The 17,356-nt window shown below is 44.9% G+C and carries 17 protein-coding genes, 1 pseudogene and 1 riboswitch; of the genes and pseudogenes, 12 read left to right on the top strand and 6 right to left on the bottom strand.

Translation table 11 applies throughout. The features are described 5' to 3' along the window. Positions 1-58: 58 nt before the first annotated feature. A complete protein-coding gene (lepB, locus tag K1I80_RS08300; RefSeq protein WP_125433894.1) occupies positions 59-688 on the bottom strand; it encodes a signal peptidase I in 630 nt (209 codons plus the stop codon). Between the two features lie 3 nt (positions 689-691). Then, on the bottom strand, positions 692-1,582 hold the full coding sequence (rnhC, locus tag K1I80_RS08295) for a ribonuclease HIII (protein ID WP_223313535.1): 891 nt from the start codon (positions 1,580-1,582) through the stop codon (positions 692-694). A gap of 188 nt (positions 1,583-1,770) precedes the next feature. On the opposite strand from rnhC, the gene K1I80_RS08290 reads away from it, so the two are divergent. The 7 genes from K1I80_RS08290 to K1I80_RS08260 all read left to right on the top strand — a co-directional run bounded on the left by K1I80_RS08290 (position 1,771) and on the right by K1I80_RS08260 (position 9,265). Further along, a complete protein-coding gene (locus K1I80_RS08290) occupies positions 1,771-2,061 on the top strand; it encodes a hypothetical protein (protein WP_002896593.1) in 291 nt (96 codons plus the stop codon). 10 nt (positions 2,062-2,071) lie between these two features. After that, on the top strand, positions 2,072-2,623 hold the full coding sequence (locus K1I80_RS08285) for a CvpA family protein (RefSeq protein ID WP_223313534.1): 552 nt from the start codon (positions 2,072-2,074) through the stop codon (positions 2,621-2,623). Positions 2,624-2,677: 54 nt separating this feature from the next. Next, positions 2,678-5,011: an endonuclease MutS2 gene (locus tag K1I80_RS08280; protein WP_223313533.1), complete on the top strand. Its 2,334-nt coding sequence runs from the start codon at positions 2,678-2,680 to the stop codon at positions 5,009-5,011. Between the two features lie 10 nt (positions 5,012-5,021). Continuing rightward, on the top strand, positions 5,022-5,666 hold the full coding sequence (locus tag K1I80_RS08275) for a GNAT family N-acetyltransferase (RefSeq protein ID WP_223313532.1): 645 nt from the start codon (positions 5,022-5,024) through the stop codon (positions 5,664-5,666). Between the two features lie 100 nt (positions 5,667-5,766). Beyond that, positions 5,767-7,185 carry a C69 family dipeptidase gene (locus tag K1I80_RS08270; protein ID WP_223313531.1) on the top strand — a complete coding sequence of 473 codons (1,419 nt, stop codon included), beginning with the start codon at positions 5,767-5,769 and terminating at the stop codon, positions 7,183-7,185. Positions 7,186-7,269: 84 nt separating this feature from the next. Then, on the top strand, positions 7,270-7,584 hold the full coding sequence (trxA, locus tag K1I80_RS08265; RefSeq protein WP_002898369.1) for a thioredoxin: 315 nt from the start codon (positions 7,270-7,272) through the stop codon (positions 7,582-7,584). Positions 7,585-7,749: 165 nt separating this feature from the next. Further along, positions 7,750-7,842: riboswitch (glycine riboswitch) on the top strand. Between the two features lie 85 nt (positions 7,843-7,927). Beyond that, the gene (locus K1I80_RS08260) at positions 7,928-9,265 is read left to right on the top strand and encodes an alanine/glycine:cation symporter family protein (protein WP_223313530.1); all 1,338 of its coding nucleotides are present in this window, start codon (positions 7,928-7,930) and stop codon (positions 9,263-9,265) included. Positions 9,266-9,329: 64 nt separating this feature from the next. On the opposite strand, the gene sstT is transcribed toward K1I80_RS08260, so the two are convergent. Further along, positions 9,330-10,547 (bottom strand): serine/threonine transporter SstT, encoded by a 1,218-nt coding sequence (sstT, locus tag K1I80_RS08255; RefSeq protein ID WP_223313529.1) that lies wholly within the window; start codon positions 10,545-10,547, stop codon positions 9,330-9,332. 143 nt (positions 10,548-10,690) lie between these two features. On the opposite strand from sstT, the gene K1I80_RS08250 reads away from it, so the two are divergent. The 4 genes from K1I80_RS08250 to K1I80_RS08235 all read left to right on the top strand — a co-directional run bounded on the left by K1I80_RS08250 (position 10,691) and on the right by K1I80_RS08235 (position 13,712). Next, on the top strand, positions 10,691-11,554 hold the full coding sequence (locus K1I80_RS08250; protein WP_223313528.1) for a mechanosensitive ion channel family protein: 864 nt from the start codon (positions 10,691-10,693) through the stop codon (positions 11,552-11,554). 21 nt (positions 11,555-11,575) lie between these two features. After that, on the top strand, positions 11,576-12,205 hold the full coding sequence (locus tag K1I80_RS08245) for a DUF4352 domain-containing protein (RefSeq protein ID WP_223313527.1): 630 nt from the start codon (positions 11,576-11,578) through the stop codon (positions 12,203-12,205). A 173-nt stretch (positions 12,206-12,378) separates the two neighbouring features. Then, positions 12,379-13,281, top strand: a complete 903-nt coding sequence (locus K1I80_RS08240) for a DUF2268 domain-containing protein (protein ID WP_223313526.1) — start codon at positions 12,379-12,381, stop codon at positions 13,279-13,281. Positions 13,282-13,343: 62 nt separating this feature from the next. Next, positions 13,344-13,712: an EXLDI protein gene (locus K1I80_RS08235; RefSeq protein ID WP_223313525.1), complete on the top strand. Its 369-nt coding sequence runs from the start codon at positions 13,344-13,346 to the stop codon at positions 13,710-13,712. 50 nt (positions 13,713-13,762) lie between these two features. Here the strand turns inward: K1I80_RS08235 and K1I80_RS08230 are convergent. The 3 genes and pseudogenes from K1I80_RS08230 to gdhA form a co-directional block, all read right to left on the bottom strand. Next, positions 13,763-13,912: pseudogene (locus K1I80_RS08230) on the bottom strand (NADP-specific glutamate dehydrogenase); the annotation flags it as partial. A 15-nt stretch (positions 13,913-13,927) separates the two neighbouring features. Further along, positions 13,928-14,413, bottom strand: coding sequence for a GNAT family N-acetyltransferase (locus K1I80_RS08225; protein ID WP_223313524.1), 486 nt, complete (start codon positions 14,411-14,413; stop codon positions 13,928-13,930). Positions 14,414-14,444: 31 nt separating this feature from the next. Next, positions 14,445-15,791 (bottom strand): NADP-specific glutamate dehydrogenase, encoded by a 1,347-nt coding sequence (gdhA, locus tag K1I80_RS08220; protein ID WP_223313523.1) that lies wholly within the window; start codon positions 15,789-15,791, stop codon positions 14,445-14,447. Between the two features lie 352 nt (positions 15,792-16,143). Here gdhA and K1I80_RS08215 point away from each other — a divergent pair, with 352 nt between their 5' ends. Further along, positions 16,144-17,082: a dihydroorotate oxidase gene (locus K1I80_RS08215; protein WP_223313522.1), complete on the top strand. Its 939-nt coding sequence runs from the start codon at positions 16,144-16,146 to the stop codon at positions 17,080-17,082. The last annotated feature ends 274 nt before the right edge of the window (positions 17,083-17,356 follow it).

The raw sequence follows: 17,356 nt of genomic DNA, 5'->3' as shown, positions 1-17,356 counted from the left end.
GTTTATAGGTTCTTCTTTTAAAACGAACCCAGCTGACGTTCAACTGAGTTCGATATGCTTAATAGGTCTTAAAGGGCAGCAGTGGCCAGAAGCGGAACTTGGCTTCGCCCTGAATTTGTTCTTTTTGGAAGGTACCGACTTGGCGACTATCCTTGGAAACAATCCGATCGTCACCTAGAAGCAGATATTCATCATCCAGAAGCTTGACGGTGAAGACAGGGCTACCTTCACTATCAACAGTGAAGGCTTGAGCCTGAGCTGCGAGTTTCCTGAAAAACTCACCATTGTCATCATAATCGTCCCCAGTGTAAGTGGATTGGAGCTTGTCTTCTTTAAATTTCTTGATGTAGTCCGTCAGGTAAGGCTCATCTGTTTTTTTACCGTTGATGTAAAGAGTATCATTTTCATACTGAATAGTGTCACCTGGCATACCGATGACCCGCTTGACAATCTCCTTGGTCGTTCCGTCATCGTCTGTCTCAGTAGCGACGACGATATCAAAGCGGTCAATAGACTGATGTTTGAGGACAAGCAGATATTCCCCATTGGCCAGGGTAGGGTCCATAGAGTGGCCGTCTACCTTGACAGGGGACCAGAGAAAGAGCCTTGACAGGATAATGACAGAGATAAAGAAGATAAAGAGTCCCCATTCTTTGAGAATGACAACAGCAGTATTTGATTTTTTCATAGGTTACCTTTCTAGAAGTTTTTGTGCTTTTTCAGTATTTTTAAAGTGGAGTTTAGCAGAATGCTGCAGACCGGCCATTCCATAGGCTTGAAGAATCTGGCTAGCAACATGATCGCTCTTGCTTCCGGCTCCGCTAGGCAGGGTATAGCCTAGCTCTTGACTGAGATTTTCTAGATTTTCTAGAAAGAGGTCGCGAGCGATAATAGAGCTGACTGCAACAGCTAGGAACTTTCCTTCAGCCTTTTCAATCAGACTTACCGGATTTGGAAAATGATTCTTTTCCTGCTTTAGGTATTTATTGTAGTTTTGCTGGCTGGTAAAGGCATCGATGACGATTTTTTCAGGATTGATGCCTTTCTGCAGCAGTAGGTAAATAGCTTGATTATGTAAGGCTACCTTGACAGAGACAGCGTTGTAGCCAGAAGCGATGACTTCGTTGTACTTCTCTGGCGATAAGAGCAGAGCTTGGTGGGCAATCTTTTCTTTCAAGACCGGCGCCAGTTGGCGAATCTTGCTATCGTTCAAGGTTTTAGAATCACCGACACCCAGTTTTCTCAGAAAGTCGTGCTGGTCTGGAGTAACGAAAGAAGCTACGACGGCTAGACCTCCAAAGTAGGAGCCGTTGCCGACCTCATCCGTCCCGATGAGGGTAAAATTCTGAGAAGCAGGACTAGAACAGGACTTGTCTGCTTGATGGCCAAAAAAGCCAGCGTAGTGAGCAGCTTTTGCACCTTGAAAGAGAACTTTTCCAGAGCTGAAGACACTGACCGTCGCCTGATCTAGCCGGAAGAAATATTGAATATGCGGGTTCTTGCTGGGAGCCAGCTGGCTCTGATATTTCTCAACAAAAGCCTGAATTTCTTGCTGTTTGGGACTGAGGGTGATACTTTCCATACCCCCTATTGTACCATAAAAAGGAAAAGTCGAAAGCCATAAGATTGAAAAACCTACAAAAATTTTGTAGGAGAGCACCGTTGCTTGCTATGTCAAAAAAGATGAAAAAGAAAGTCCCTGTCTAGTTCCAAGTGTTTTTATAACTGACAAAGGGCTTCTTTTTTGATATAATACAATGAGGTGATTTTATGGCAAATTTGAATCGATATAAATTTACATTTGGAAACAAGACCTTAACTCTAACAACAGAACACGATAATCTCTTTATGGAAGAAGTAGAACGGGTAGCAAAGGAAAAATACAAGGCTATCAAAGAGCAAATGCCTGCAGCAGATGATGAAGTTCTGGCGATTTTGCTGGCTGTCAATAGCCTATCGACTCAGCTCAGCCGCGAGATTGAGTTTGACGACAAGGAAAAAGAACTAGAAGATTTTCGTCACAAAATGCTCAGTGATTTGAGAGAAAAGTCGGGTAAATAGAGGAGAAATAATGTTTTCTATTATTATTTTACTAATATTGGCCTGGAGCTTTTATATTGGCTACTCGCGTGGCATTGTTCTGCAGGGCTATTATGCCGCTGCGACCATGGTTTCTATGCTGGTAGCTGGAGCTTTTTATAAGAGTTTGTCTAAGTTTATTAGCCTTTGGGTGCCTTATGCCAGTGCGACTCAGGGCTCTTCGACCTATTTTTTCCCTAGCTCCCAGCTCTTTCAGTTGGATCAGGTTTTTTATGCTGGTTTGGCCTATCTCATTATTTTTACGGCTGTCTACATCCTTGGGCGCTTTTTTGGGATTTTTGCGAATCTGATTCCCTATCCCAATAAGCTGGACACCAAATGGTACAATGTGACCAGCGGAGTCATTGCTGTTTGCATCTCTATTTTTGTTTTGGGAATGTGCCTAACTATTTTAGCTACGGTGCCGATGGAGATGGTTCAGGAGCGGCTCAACAGCAGCTTCATGATTCGCTTTATTGTCAAGTATACCCCTATCACATCCAATATCCTCAAAGATCTCTGGGTGAATCAAGTTATCGGATAAAAGACGACTCAGTTGGCCTGCTAGCTGGGTTCTTTTTTACTAGAAAAGAAAATTATGAACACAAAAATTTTAGAAACCTTAGAATTTAAGAAAATAAAAGAACTTATTGCTCCCTATCTTCTGACCGAGCAGGGGCAGCTGGAGCTGAGTCTGCTTTTGCCGACCAGTAAGAAAGAGACGGTGGCCTCGGCTTTTCTAGAAATGACGGATATGCAGCAGATTTTTGTGCAGCATCCGCACTTTAGTCTGGCTGCGACTCAGGATATTACTGCCTTGACCAAGCGCTTGGAGCTGGAAAGCGACTTGAATATTGAGGAGTTTTTGGCTCTCAAGCGCGTCTTGGCTGTGACTCAGGAGCTCAAGTCCTTTTATGAGGACTTGGAAAATGTGAACTTGGAAAAGCTGGATCGTCTGTTTGAGAACCTAGTTGTTTTCCCTAAGCTGCAAGGAAGTCTGCAGGCTGTGAATGATGGCGGCTTTATCGAAAGTTTTGCCAGCGAAAGTTTGAGCCGCATACGCCGAAAAATTCAAGAAAATGAAAACCAGGTGCGGGAAATCCTGCAGGAGATTCTCAAAAACAAGGGAGAGATGCTGGCGGATCAGGTAGTGGCCAGCCGAAATGGCCGCAATGTGCTGCCCGTGAAAAATACCTACCGCAACCGCATTTCTGGTGTGGTTCACGATATTTCAGCCAGCGGCAATACCGTCTATATCGAGCCTAGAGCAGTTGTCAATCTCAACGAAGAAATTGCCAGCAGTCGGGCGGACGAGCGTTATGAAATTCAGCGAATTTTGCAGGAATTATCAGACCTCTTCCGTCCCCATGCAGCTGAAATTGCCAACAATGCTTGGATTATCGGACATCTGGATCTGGTGCGTGCCAAGGTCCGCTTCATGCAGGAGACGGGAGCGGTGGTGCCAGACCTGTCGGAAGAGCAGGATATCCAACTGCTCAGTGTTCGTCATCCCCTGATTGAAAATGCAGTGGCTAATGATTTGCATTTCGGGCCAGACTTGACAGAGATTGTCATTACCGGGCCTAATACCGGTGGTAAGACCATCATGCTGAAGACCTTGGGCTTGGCTCAGATCATGGCTCAGTCAGGTCTGCCGATTCTGGCGGACAAAGGGAGTCGCGTCGGGATTTTCAGTCAGATTTTTGCAGACATTGGTGATGAGCAGTCCATTGAGCAGAGCCTGTCGACTTTCTCTAGCCACATGACCAATATTGTCTCTATTTTAGAGCAGGTTGATAGCGAGAGTCTGGTTCTGCTGGATGAGCTAGGAGCTGGGACTGACCCGCAAGAGGGTGCAGCTCTGGCTATTGCTATCTTGGAAGATTTGCGGCTAAGGCAGATTAAAACCATGGCGACGACCCACTATCCTGAGCTCAAAGCCTATGGGATTGAGACGGACTGGGTGGAAAATGCCAGCATGGAGTTTGATACAGATAGTTTAAGACCGACCTATTGCTTTATGCAGGGAGTGCCTGGTCGCTCCAATGCCTTTGAAATCGCTCGGCGTTTGGGCTTGTCGGAAGTCATCGTTGGCCATGCCCAAGAGCAGACTGACACAGACAGCGATGTCAATCGGATCATTGAGCGCTTAGAGGAGCAGAAACTGGAAAGCCGCAAGCGCTTGGATAATATCCGCGAGGTGGAGCAGGAAAATCTCAAATTTAACCGAGCTCTCAAAAAGCTATATAATGAGTTTAACCGAGAAAAAGAAACCGAGCTCAATAAGGCACGGTTGGAAGCCCAGGAAATCGTTGATTTGGCTTTGTCAGAGAGTGAGAGCATTCTCAAAAATCTCCATGATAAGTCCAGTCTCAAACCGCATGAGATTATTGAAGCCAAGGCTCAGCTTAAGAAGCTGGCACCAGAAACCGTTGATTTATCAAAGAATAAGGTGCTCAAGCAGGCCAAGAAAAATCGGGCGCCCAAGGTGGGAGATGATATCCTAGTCACTAGCTATGGTCAGCGGGGAACCTTGGTCAAGCAGCTCAAGGATGGTCGCTGGGAAGCTCAAGTCGGTCTTATCAAGATGACTCTGGAAGAGCAGGAATTCAACTTACTCAAGGCTGAAAAGGAGCAGCAGCCTAAGCGTAAGCAAGTTAATGTGGTCAAGCGAGCTAATACTGCTGGACCAAAAGCCAGATTGGATCTGCGTGGCAAACGCTATGAAGAGGCTATGGAGGAGCTTGATGCCTTTATCGATCAGGCTCTCCTCAATAACATGGCTCAGGTAGATATTATCCACGGTATCGGGATCGGTGTCATCCGTGAAGGGGTGACAAAATACCTCCGCCGCAACAAGCACGTCAAGTCTTTCGGCTATGCTCCGCAAAATGCCGGTGGCAGCGGTGCAACGATTGTAGTCTTTAAGTAAGAGGCCAGAAATGAAAATACAAACCTATGACTCGACTTATGAGAAAAGTTGGGTTTATACAAAAGCTTTGAGTTATCTCTTTTCGCCTTTCTTTGATGATATGAGCCGTCGCAAGGATGAGTTCACTGAAGAACCTTACCAAGATTCGGTTGAACTCATAGCAGTGAAAGATGATCAGGTTGTGGGGCTTCTAGATATTGGGATTTACACCGCAGAAGCAAGCCATTCTTATCCATATTATCCAGGAGAAAAGATAGCTTACTTCGCTAATCTGGCTGTCCATCCTGATTTTCAGAATCAAGGGATAGCCAGCCAACTCTTTCAAGCTGCTTGGGAGCAGCTACATGAAAAGAAAGTTGAGGCCTTGATCATCTTTACCAGAGACGGAGAGCAGGCAAATCATCTCTATCAGAAGTGGGGCGGCAAGCTGATTTGTCAAGATTATTTAGTGGTCGGGCGACCAAAAGATCAAATACCGTTTTCTTTCAGCCTTGATACTAAGCAGCGGATAATCTGTCTGACAGATAAGTCGGGAAATCCTTTAGGCTATTATCAAAGAGAAGGGCATTATATTGTCTCAAGGAAAGAAGATTTGGAGCATTTTGATATTGATGAGCTTTACAAAGAGCATACCTATGTCTTGAAAATCGAATAGGGTATTGGAAGTTTCAGCGAAGAGATAACAGCAGGTTCTTTTATGAGGGTCTGCTTTTTGCTATAATGTAAGCAGCATAAAGTGTTTCGGAGGGAAAATAATGAGAATAAAGCATGAATCAGATTCCTGCACGACTATTTTGGTGGGGAAGAAGGCCAGTTACGACGGTTCAACCATTGTGGCTCGTACAGAGGATTCACAAAATGGGGTCTTTACATCCAAGAAATTTGTTGTAGTGGAGCCACAAGACCAGCCACGCCATTATCAGTCTGTTTTAACGTCCTTTGAGATGGATTTGCCGGACAATCCAGTCCGCTATACAGCAGTGCCAGACGCAATTCCCAAAGATGGTATTTGGGGAGCTGCTGGGATTAACAGCTATAATGTTGCTGTTAGCGCGACAGAAACGATTACGACCAACAGCCGCGTACTGGGGGCTGACCCTTTGGTAGAGTCAGGTATCAGCGAGGAAGATATCCTTACGCTGGTTCTTCCCTATATCAAGACGGCTCGCGAAGGGGTTCTTCGTCTAGGGAAAATCCTAGAGAAGTACGGCACTTATGAGTCCAATGGAATTGCAATCTCAGATGTCAATGAAATCTGGTGGCTGGAAACCATTGGCGGCCACCATTGGATGGCACGGCGCGTGCCGGATGATGCCTATGTGACCAATCCCAATCAGCTGGGCAGCGATTATTTTGAATTTGACAATCCAGAGCACTTCCTCTGTCATCCAAATCTCCAAAACTTTATCAAGGAAAACCATCTCAATCTGAATTACTCGGACGAGGGTTTCAATCCACGCTATGCTTTTGGCAGCCAGAAGGATAAGGACCGCCATTACAATACACCGCGTGCTTGGGATATCCAGCGTTTTCTCAATCCAGAAGTGGAGCAAGATCCAAGGAGTTTCTTCATTCCATGGTGCCGCAAGCCATACCGCAAGATCACGATCGAAGATGTCAAGTATGTCCTGAGCAGTCACTATCAGGATTCGCCTTATGATCCTTACGGAGCAGAGGGGGACCACCACAGCAGACGGGCCTTTCGGACTATTGGGATCAATCGGACCAGTCAGACAGCTATCTTGCAGTTGCGCCCTAATCAACCGCAGGAAACAACGGGCATCCAGTGGCTATCCTACGGCTCCATGCCTTACAATACAGCAGTTCCTTTCTTTACTCAAGTCTCGACAACGCCAGATTACTTTGCCAACACGACAGACAAGGTTTCGACGGATTCTTTCTACTGGGCTAATCGACTCATTGCTGGGTTGGCTGATGCTCATTTTAGCAGTCATGTTGGAGACTTGGATGATTATCAGGAAAAGACTATGGCCTGGGGTCATGAAATGATCGGTCGGGTGGACCGAGCTTTGGCCAAGGGCGAGGCTATTAACTTTGAAGCTGAAAATCAAGCTATGAGCGACAAGGTGCAAGAAGCGACAGACCAGCTCTTGGAGAAAGTTCTCTTGGATGCCAGCAATCTCATGACCAATCATTTCTCACTTAGCGACTAAGGTCTACCCGTAGCAAATATTTTTCTTTCTCTTGCTTTTGTTGTAAAATGTTATCAAAAGTAAGCTATTCAAAGGAGAAAATTTATGGTAGCAGCAGTTACAGATGCAACATTCGCAGAAGAAACAAAAGACGGATTGGTTCTGATTGACTTTTGGGCAACTTGGTGCGGTCCATGCCGTATGCAGGCACCTATCTTGGAGCAGTTGGCAGGAGAAGTTCATGAGGACGAATTGAAAATCCTCAAAATGGATGTGGATGAAAATCCAAATACTGCCCGCGAATTTGGCATTATGTCCATTCCGACCCTTCTGTTCAAGAAAGACGGTCAAGTCGTTAAGCAAGTCGCAGGTGTTCACACCAAAGACCAGCTCAAGGCTATTATTGCCGAATTAAGCTAAGTAAGAAGCCTCTGGGCTTCTTTTTGTACTGAAAAACGTTTACATCCTTAAAATTTTTTATAAAATATTGACAAAAGACGAATGTTCTTTTAGAATAATAGAAAATTAATAATCAACACCGAACGAAGTTTTTCAGAAAGAGGCGGGCGCTTCTGACTGTGAAATGGACGGAACTCTGGAGAGACCAGGAATGGCACCGAAGGGGCAAGGCGGTTTAGAACCGCTCAAACTCTCAGGTAAAAGGACAGAGCTAAGAGGCAGGGATTTCCCTACTCCAGCACATCCAGAGTACATGTTTTGCATGTACTCTTTCTTTTTCTCGGTGTGAAAAGGAGCTTATATCATGTTGGAAATATTGAATCGTCTGGATTCTTTTGTTTGGGGTCCGCCCCTGCTTATTTTGCTGGTTGGTACCGGTATCTATCTCAGTCTGCGTCTAGGCTTGTTGCAGATTTTTCGTCTTCCGCGTGCCTTTCAGCTAATCTTTGTATCAGACGAGGAGCATCAGGGCGATGTCTCTAGCTTTGCGGCTCTCTGTACAGCTCTAGCTGCGACTGTGGGAACGGGAAATATCATCGGAGTGGCAACTGCCATTAAAACCGGTGGACCGGGGGCACTCTTCTGGATGTGGGTGGCTGCTTTCTTTGGAATGGCGACGAAGTATGCCGAAGGCCTCTTAGCTATCAAGTACCGCCGCAAGGATGCCCATGGAGCCATGGCGGGCGGTCCCATGCACTATATCTTACTAGGGATGGGCGAGAAATGGCGCCCGCTAGCTATCTTTTTTGCGATAGCTGGTATCTTGGTGGCTCTCTTGGGGATTGGGACCTTTACGCAGGTCAATTCCATCACGGAGGCCATGCAGAATACCATTCAGCTGCCTCCAGCTGTGACAGCTTCTATCTTGGCTATTTTGGTGGCTCTGGTTATTTTCAGCGGCATCCAGTCTATTGCTCGAGTATCGACCAAGGTTGTGCCCTTTATGGCAGCGATTTATATCTTGGGGACTGTGACTGTTTTAGCGGTCAATCTAGATCGATTGCTGCCAACTCTCCAACTGGTCTTTAGCTCAGCATTTAGCCAGACGGCTGCTGTCGGTGGCTTTGCCGGTGCGACCATCCAGATGGCAATTCAAAACGGGGTCGCGCGTGGAGTTTTCTCCAATGAATCTGGCTTGGGATCAGCACCCATTGCAGCGGCGGCAGCTCGGACTAAGGAACCGGTAGAACAAGGCTTGATTTCCATGACCGGAACCTTTATCGATACCTTGATTATCTGTAGTTTGACAGGATTGACGATTTTAATCACAGGGGTCTGGGATGGCAATCTTAACGGTGTGTCTCTTACCCAAGCAGCCTTTGCGAGTGTTTTTGCTAATTTTGGTCCAGTTTTGCTTTCAGTCTTTCTAGTTCTGTTTGCCTTTACGACTATTTTAGGTTGGAACTACTATGGCGAGCGCTGTTTTGAATTTCTCTTTGGGGTGCGCTATATCCGCGTTTATCGCCTGCTCTTTGTCCTTATGATTGTTCTCGGTGGCTTTGTGGGTCTAGAGGCGGTCTGGATTCTTGCAGATATTGTCAATGCCCTCATGGCCTTGCCAAACTTAATCGCTCTTCTGGTGCTTTCTCCTATTGTCATCAGTGAAACGAAGAAATATTTTGCCAAACATCGAAAGAACTAATTTTCGCACATAAAAAAGCCTCTAGCTTTCTGTAATGATGGAAGTCTAGAGGTTTTTTGTCGAATTAATAACGTTTTTCTTTTGGCCAGCTGCTCATCTCGGCCACAGCTGTAAAGAGAACGTCAGTAGAAGAGTTGAGGGCTGTCTCGCAGGAGTCCTGAATGACACCGATAACGAAGCCGACGCTGACTACCTGCATGGCCAAATCATTGGAAATTCCAAAGAGGCTGCAGGCGACCGGAATGAGTAGGAGAGACCCGCCAGCTACGCCGGAAGCTCCGCAGGCAGAAATTGCTGCTACAATACTGAGAACTAGAGCTGTGCCAAAATCAACTCTGATACCCAGCGTATTGACAGCAGCCAAGGTCAGGGTATTGATAGTAATGGCAGCCCCTGCCATATTGATAGTGGCCCCAAGAGGAATAGAGACTGAGTAGGTCTCTGGATTGAGCCCCAGATCCCGACAGAGTTTCATGTTGACGGGGATGTTAGCCGCTGAGCTGCGCGTGAAAAAAGCAGTCACACCACTGACTCGTAGACAGCGCCAGACCAAGGGATAAGGATTTTTCCGCAGCATGATAAAGCTAATCAAAGGATTGATAATCAGAGCGACAATCAGCATGCTGGCTATCAAGGCCAGCAGCAGGATACCATAGCTTTTTAGAGCCTGAAAGCCCTTGCCGGAAATGGTCGTGTAGACCAGGCCTAAAATGCCAAGAGGGGCTAGATTGATAATCCACTCGACAATCTTAGAAGTGATATCTGCCAAGGTCTGCAGCAGTTCCTTGCTGTGGTGGCTGGCTTCCCGCATGGCAATTCCAAAGATGACAGCCCAGGACAGTATACCAATGTAGTTAGCGGAGATGAGGGCGTTGACGGGATTGTCCACCAGCTGAAGCAGAAGATTGCTGAGGACTTGTCCGATTCCGTCTGGCGGAGAAACTTTTTGGGAGGACGAAGCCAACTCTATGCTAATTGGAAAGAAGAAGTTGACCAGAACCGCGACCAGGGCAGCCGCAAAGGTTCCCAGAAGATAGAGCAAGATGACTGTTTTCATATTGCTCTTTTGCCCTTTTTGCTGCTGCGACAGGGCGTTTGCCACCAGAGCGAAGACTAGGAGCGGAGCGATGGCCTTGAGGCCGCCAACGAAGATTTGGCCCAGAAGTCCGATGGCTTGTGCTTGGGGGAAGACGACAGCCAGCAGGACACCAAAGCTAATACCGATGGAAATCCGCTTGATTAGATTGGTTTTATTCCAAATAGTGATGAAGCGATGGACCATGTAAGTTCCTTTCTTGTCTTAGATACTTATTTTATTATACGATAGAAAGGAGGTGAAAGCAATGTTAGGTCGGGCTATCCATTCTATGTTCGTGCAGAGTGGTCTTTGTGGTATAATGGTAGTAATCTTTTTGGAGGTGGCCTATGTCTAAGACCGGAAATGTCTTTTCCCGTTATATCCAGCAGTTTGACTGGAGCAAGATTGCAGATGACCTTTTTTCCAAGCTGGTCTCTTTACTTCTGCTTTTTATCTTATTTTACATCGTTAAGAAAATCCTGCATTTGTCAGTGACCAAGATCATTGCCCCCTCTCTCAAGCTATCCAAGCAGGATGTAGCCAGACAGAAAACCATTACTCGGCTGATTGAGAATCTGCTTAATTATGTCTTGTATTTCCTCTTGATTTACTGGGTTTTATCCATCTTGGGTCTGCCGGTTTCCAGTCTTTTGGCTGGTGCGGGAATTGCTGGTGTAGCTATTGGGATGGGAGCTCAGGGCTTCTTATCGGATCTAGTCAATGGTTTCTTTATTCTTCTCGAGCGCCAGTTAGATGTTGGTGACAATGTTCGCCTGACTAACGGCCCTATCAACATCGCTGGAACAGTAATCAGTGTCGGGATTCGGACGACGCAGGTACGGGACGCGGACGGAACGCTTCATTTTGTGCCCAACCGCAATATCATGGTTGTCAGCAATCTGTCTCGTGGAGATATGCGGGTTCTGATTGACATTCCGCTTTATGCCCAGACGGATTTGGACGAGATTTACCGCATCATTTCCAAGGTCAATGAAGAAGCTGTTCCAGAACATCCAGAGATTCTTAAAGAGCCGAATATCTTGGGGCCGCAGATGGCTTCAAATGGGCAGTTCAACTTCCGTATTAGCATGATAGTGCAGGGAGGCATGCAGATTTCTATTTACCATATCTTCTACCGTCTTTACCATGAGGCGCTTTTGCGAGAAGAGATTGAGCTTCCGACGCTTGGACCTCTTTCAAAAGGCAAGTAATTATTGATTAGAAAGGTCCATATGAATCAGCGAATTCAGCAGGAGATTGTCAGTGAGGACAATCTTGTTTACCGTTTAAAACGTCCTCTCCACAAGCAGGGTCTCTTTTGGGCAGCTCTGGTGTCTGGTATTATCATCTTTCTTCTGGCCTTGCTCAGCATTCTCCTCGTCATCACCACAATTGGCCTTATGGAGGAAAATGACCATCTCAAGTCTCTCACAAGCTACCATAACTCGCCTTTAGAGTCCTATAACAGCCATGCTTTTGAAAAAACAGTTGAATTTTCCAGTGGACTTAAGGTGACAGTTCATTCGGCAGTGGAAGACAGCAAGAGAGTCATGAGCGATGAGTCGACAGGTGTAGCTGTCGTTGCGACTATCACGGTTGAAAATACTTCAAAAAAGCCCATTTTGGTCAGTCCTTATGACTTTGGACTCTATGACAAGAAGGAAAATGTCTATATTTTGGACGGCTCAACCTTTGACAATACACAAATCGGCACCAATCTGGCGCCAGGCAAGTTTATCCGCTTTGACTTAGTATTTGACGGGGAAGGCGGCGATGAGGATACCTATACTGTGACCTACGAAAATGCTAAGTGGCAAAAGGAGAAAAACAAGACACAGAAAGAGAAAAAGAAGGAGCAATAGGGAATATTATCCCATCACTTTAACGCCTTTGCTACTTTCCGCACTAGATTTGAAAGTGGAGGCAGCAAACTGTATAGATAAAAGAAGATTTGAGGCAAAAGTTTCAAATCTTTTTCTTGACTCTGACCTTAGAGGAGGGTGTATACTGGTGAAAATTAGAAAAGGAGATTGCCATGAAAATCAATATCATTCGTTCTGATAAGGTTTATCAGGAGTTGCTCGAATTACCATTGGAAAAAAGAGAGGGTTGTTTTCGAGCTAAGATTTTAGCACCTTTTGCAACAAAATATCAAACACAACACATTCCTTTAAAAGCAAAGTATTCCGGAGGATTTGATGCTCTTTTCCTACTTGGCTTTATGAATCAGCTACCCGGCACTCTGTCAGAAAAGGATAGACCGGCTATTGATGCTCTGAGCTCTGATCAACTCTGGCAAAATTGTCAAGATACCATCAAGAGGAGTATCGGTCTTTTTGAGCAAGCTGGCTATGATTTAGAGGTTGAGGATTACTATTTTACTATTTTGTTAGGCAATCCAGAAAAGCCCATGTTACAGATCAATAAGGGTTACAGCGGAGATGGAGGAATTCCAGGCTACCTCATGCTTAGTCTGCTGCCAAATGACTATACTTTACCACGTGTGCAGACGGCGTTAGCCCACGAGTGCAACCATAATGTCCGCTTCCAATTTATCAAATGGAACCAGCAGACGACACTAGCAGACTGGGTAGTTAGTGAAGGATTGGCAGAGTCTTTTGCTGCTGAGCTCTATGGCAAAGATCTCATTGGGCCTTGGGTTACTTCAACCAGCCCAGAGCGGTTAGAAGAGATTAAGCCTATCATCTCCAGTCAGCTTCAGCTAACGGGGATGGCGGAAATGGCTCCCTATCTCTACGGTGATGAAATTGCAGAAATACAAGGTCAAATACCAGTTGGAATGCCTTATGCTGCAGGCTATGCTTATGGCTATCATCTGATACAAGCTTATCTGAAAAAGACTGGCAAGAGCATTATTGAGGCCACAGTAACACCGACGGCAGAGATTTTAGAGGCGACTAAAGACTTTTGGAAATGACGCTTTTGCTTGAAAATCTGCCAGAACCTGATATAATGTAGGTGATTTCTGGAGGTATCAGTATGCATTATAAAAGAGTAGAATTGAAAGTCACAAGTCAAGGTATCCATGAGCGCAAAATTTTTCAAGGGGTTAAGATTTTCAGCCGCAGCAAGCTGTCCAAAGATCAGAAAAGCATTCTGACGCAGAAGGTTTATCTGACACCGAAGCAAAACATTGTTTACTATCAACGGACAGATGTCAACTATGACCAGAACTGGCATCATAAGAAGGATTATTATGAACTAACTTATGGCCAGTTGGACAGAGAAACTGTCTTTAAGGTTTGTCAAGATTTTGACGAACTAAGTCCTTTCCTGGAGAATGAGCTGCTTGAGAAGCTAAAAGAAAAGCAGGTAGCAGGCAAATTTTTTGAAAAATTAGATATATAAAAATCCGACTGCTTTTATAAGCAGTCGGATTTATTCTAGTTTGATAGTGCTTAAACAATACCTTGCGCAATCATAGCATTGGCTACGCTTTCGAAGACAGGGATATTAGCACTAGCCAGATAATTTTTGCCAAGTCCGTAAGTTTCAGAGGTAGTTTTAGCTGCGTTGAGGATGTTGGTCATGATGTCCTTAAGACGGCCAGAGTATACTGACATCTATTCATCTGATAAGAGAGATTTTATCATCCAGATATTCATAGCTGGGTGTCCGGCGGCGTTAGAAAGTGGTTGTTGCAGTGATGTAAAACCATAGTGCTGATAGATGGCTACGGCCGTAGCCAGTTCAGTAGTGGTTTCTAGATAAAGCTGTTCATAACCTGCTAGGCGGGCTTCCTGGAATATCCGCTTTATCAACCGGCTGGAATAACCTTTGCCACGACTATTTTTAGTGACATACAGTTTTTGTAATTCAGCAATCTTATCAGAAACAGGTGCAAAGCCACCGCAGCCAACGAGATGACCTTCATCTTCCAGAACAAAGTAAGCTGCCCTCTCTTGATGTTGATAATAGTCGGCCAAATGATCTAGATGAGAATCAAAGTAGACAGTTCCTGGTTTGTCAAGCCCGAATTCCTCTAAACTAGCTCGAATGAGCTGCGCTACAGCTGGATTGTCTCTCACTTCCATTGGCCGTAAGTTCATGATTTATCCTCCGATAGGATGTATAGACTAATTAAACAATACCTTGTGCAATCATAGCGTTTGCTACGTTTTCGAAGGCAGCGATATTTGCTCCTGCAAGGTAGTCAGTACCAAGACCATATGTTTCAGCAGTTGTTTTAGCTGTGTTGAAGATATTTGTCATAATGTCTTTGAGGCGGCCGTCAACTTCTTCGCGAGTCCATGACAGACGAAGGCTGTTTTGGCTCATTTCCAGAGCAGATACAGCTACACCACCAGCATTGGCAGCTTTAGCAGGTCCGTAGAAGATACCATTTTCTTTGTAAACTGCGATAGCATCCAGGTCGCTCGGCATGTTGGCACCTTCAGATACACAGATAACTCCTTGAGCTACCAAACGTTTCGCAGCTTCGCCGTTGATTTCATTTTGTGTCGCACATGGCAGAGCGATGTCATATTTCTCAGCGTAAGTCCAGACAGAACCTTCATGGTAAGTAGCACTTGCTTTTTCAGCAGCATATTCTGTCAAGCGAGCGCGGCGTTTTTCTTTGACGTCAACCAAAAGATCGAAGTCAATACCGTTTTCATCGATAACATAACCGTTTGAGTCAGATACAGAGATAACAGTTGCACCAAGCTCAGTTGCTTTTTGAAGAGCATATTGAGCTACGTTACCAGAACCGGAAATAACCACCTTCTTGCCAGCAAAGCTTTGGCCGTTAGCCTTAAGCATTTCTTCAGTGTAGTAAACCAAGCCGTAACCAGTTGCTTCTGGGCGAATCAAGCTGCCACCAAATCCAAGGGGTTTACCAGTCAAGACACCCGCATCGAATTGGTTAAGACGTTTGTATTGGCCATAGAGGTAGCCGATTTCACGTCCGCCAACACCGATATCACCAGCTGGAACGTCAAGAGACGGGCCGATGTGCTTTTGCAATTCTGTCATAAAGCTTTGGCAGAAGCGCATCACTTCAGCATCAGTTTTACCTTTAGGATCAAAGTCAGATCCGCCTTTACCACCGCCGATTGGCAGGCCAGTCAAGACGTTTTTAAAGATTTGCTCAAATCCGAGGAATTTCAAGATTCCTTGGTTTACAGTTGGGTGGAAACGAAGTCCGCCTTTATAAGGACCAACTGCTGAGTTAAATTGTACGCGGTAACCACGGTTGACTTGTACGTTACCTTCGCGGTCTACCCAAGGAACACGGAAGCTGATAACGCGCTCAGGCTCAGTAATACGCGCTAGGATGTTTTCTTCAATGTATTCTGGGTGTTTTTCAAAAACGGGCTCCAGAGTATTGAGAAACTCTTCAACAGCTTGGAGGAATTCTGCCTCGTGTCCGTTGCGGGCTTTTACGGTCTCGAAAGTGCTTTGGATATATTCTTTAGCAGTTGTCATCTGTTATTCTCCTTTAAATAAAATAGTAAACCATCCTGTCGGAAGCTGCTTGCAGCTTGTGTGACGAGGATGTGTTTAAATTTTTAAAACAGGCATCTTTTAGATGTCATATTTTATTACATGGAACATTATAGCAGACTTTTTTTATCTTGTAAAGAAAAAAGTTGAATTTTCTAAAAATTTCCACAATTTATTTTCTGAAACATTCCAGAAAATAGTAAAGCGAACTGCATGTTTTCCGAACGTTAGTCAGGAATTGCTGGTTTAAAAAACGAAAAAGCGGGCTTTGGTGATATAATAGAGGAAATGAGCTAAAGGCACTCGCCTTCAGAAGAAAAAGGAGCGTTTTACTATGGTTTCGACATCTACACAAATTGCTGGTTTTGCATTTGACAACTGCCTGATGAATGCAGCTGGGGTTGCCTGCATGACAAAAGAGGAACTGGCGGAAGTCAAAGGTTCTGCTGCGGGAACGTTTGTGACTAAGACGGCGACACTGGAATTTCGTCAGGGGAATCCAGAGCCTCGCTATCAGGATGTCCCACTGGGCTCTATCAACTCCATGGGCCTGCCTAATAATGGTTTAGATTATTATCTTGACTACTTGCTGGAGCTGCAAGAAAGCGAACCAAATCGCACTTTCTTCCTCTCTTTGGTCGGTATGTCGCCAGAAGAAACCCATACCATTCTTAAGAAAGTGCAGGTAAGTGACTTTAAAGGTATTACTGAGCTCAATCTTTCCTGTCCCAATGTCCCTGGCAAACCGCAGATTGCCTATGACTTTGAAACGACGGAAAAGATTTTGTCAGAGGTTTTTGCTTATTTTACCAAGCCGCTGGGTATCAAGCTGCCTCCTTATTTTGACATCGTGCATTTTGATCAAGCCGCTGCGATTTTTAACAAATATCCGCTCAAGTTTGTCAATTGTGTAAACTCTATCGGAAATGGTCTTTATATAGAAGATGAGTCAGTGGTCATTCGTCCGAAAAATGGCTTTGGAGGTATCGGAGGTCAGTACATCAAGCCGACTGCTCTGGCCAATGTCCATGCTTTTTACCAACGCCTGAAACCAGAAATCCAAATCATTGGAACAGGTGGTGTTCTGACTGGCCGCGATGCCTTTGAGCATATCCTCTGTGGTGCCAGTATGGTGCAGGTAGGAACAACCCTTCATAAAGAAGGAGTGGCAGCCTTCGAGCGTATCACCTCAGAGCTCAAGGATATTATGGAAGAGAAAGGCTATGAAAGTCTGGAAGATTTCCGAGGTAAATTGAAGTATATTGAGGAGTAATTAAAATACGACTATTTCAGATTGAAGAAAGCTCCCTATTTGAAGACTTTCTTCAATCTTTTTTAGAGCGATGGTAATATCTGGGAACTACTAACCTCCGCTTTTTAAAGATATCTTAAAATTGTATTACACTATGAGTAAAATAAATAATGAAGATGAATCATATCATTCAGTTCATTATAAAAGCTCTCCTAAATTTTGGAAAATTTAAGAAAAATATTACGGAGAGGTAAATAACTGTTGCGGAAACATTTTCTATGTAATCTATTTATAG

It is taken from the genome of Streptococcus sanguinis (genome assembly GCF_019929225.1).
Classification (GTDB): Bacteria; Bacillota; Bacilli; order Lactobacillales; family Streptococcaceae; genus Streptococcus; species Streptococcus sanguinis_J.
Note: the sequence above shows the minus strand (reverse complement) of the source record. Positions and strands in the feature narration are given on the sequence as shown.

Bases quoted from the DNA above. Each gene is read 5' to 3' on its own strand.
- K1I80_RS08270 (WP_223313531.1), top strand. From the start codon at position 5,767: ATGAGAATAAAGCATGAATCAGATTCCTGCACGACTATTTTGGTGGGG.
- K1I80_RS08215 (WP_223313522.1), top strand. From the start codon at position 16,144: ATGGTTTCGACATCTACACAAATTGCTGGTTTTGCATTTGACAACTGC.
- K1I80_RS08225 (WP_223313524.1), bottom strand. From the start codon at position 14,413: ATGAACTTACGGCCAATGGAAGTGAGAGACAATCCAGCTGTAGCGCAG.
- gdhA (WP_223313523.1), bottom strand. From the start codon at position 15,791: ATGACAACTGCTAAAGAATATATCCAAAGCACTTTCGAGACCGTAAAA.
- sstT (WP_223313529.1), bottom strand. From the start codon at position 10,547: ATGGTCCATCGCTTCATCACTATTTGGAATAAAACCAATCTAATCAAG.
- K1I80_RS08275 (WP_223313532.1), top strand. From the start codon at position 5,022: ATGAAAATACAAACCTATGACTCGACTTATGAGAAAAGTTGGGTTTAT.
- K1I80_RS08240 (WP_223313526.1), top strand. From the start codon at position 12,379: ATGAAAATCAATATCATTCGTTCTGATAAGGTTTATCAGGAGTTGCTC.
- K1I80_RS08250 (WP_223313528.1), top strand. From the start codon at position 10,691: ATGTCTAAGACCGGAAATGTCTTTTCCCGTTATATCCAGCAGTTTGAC.
- trxA (WP_002898369.1), top strand. From the start codon at position 7,270: ATGGTAGCAGCAGTTACAGATGCAACATTCGCAGAAGAAACAAAAGAC.
- K1I80_RS08260 (WP_223313530.1), top strand. From the start codon at position 7,928: ATGTTGGAAATATTGAATCGTCTGGATTCTTTTGTTTGGGGTCCGCCC.
- K1I80_RS08290 (WP_002896593.1), top strand. From the start codon at position 1,771: ATGGCAAATTTGAATCGATATAAATTTACATTTGGAAACAAGACCTTA.
- K1I80_RS08245 (WP_223313527.1), top strand. From the start codon at position 11,576: ATGAATCAGCGAATTCAGCAGGAGATTGTCAGTGAGGACAATCTTGTT.
- K1I80_RS08285 (WP_223313534.1), top strand. From the start codon at position 2,072: ATGTTTTCTATTATTATTTTACTAATATTGGCCTGGAGCTTTTATATT.
- lepB (WP_125433894.1), bottom strand. From the start codon at position 688: ATGAAAAAATCAAATACTGCTGTTGTCATTCTCAAAGAATGGGGACTC.
- rnhC (WP_223313535.1), bottom strand. From the start codon at position 1,582: ATGGAAAGTATCACCCTCAGTCCCAAACAGCAAGAAATTCAGGCTTTT.
- K1I80_RS08235 (WP_223313525.1), top strand. From the start codon at position 13,344: ATGCATTATAAAAGAGTAGAATTGAAAGTCACAAGTCAAGGTATCCAT.
- K1I80_RS08280 (WP_223313533.1), top strand. From the start codon at position 2,678: ATGAACACAAAAATTTTAGAAACCTTAGAATTTAAGAAAATAAAAGAA.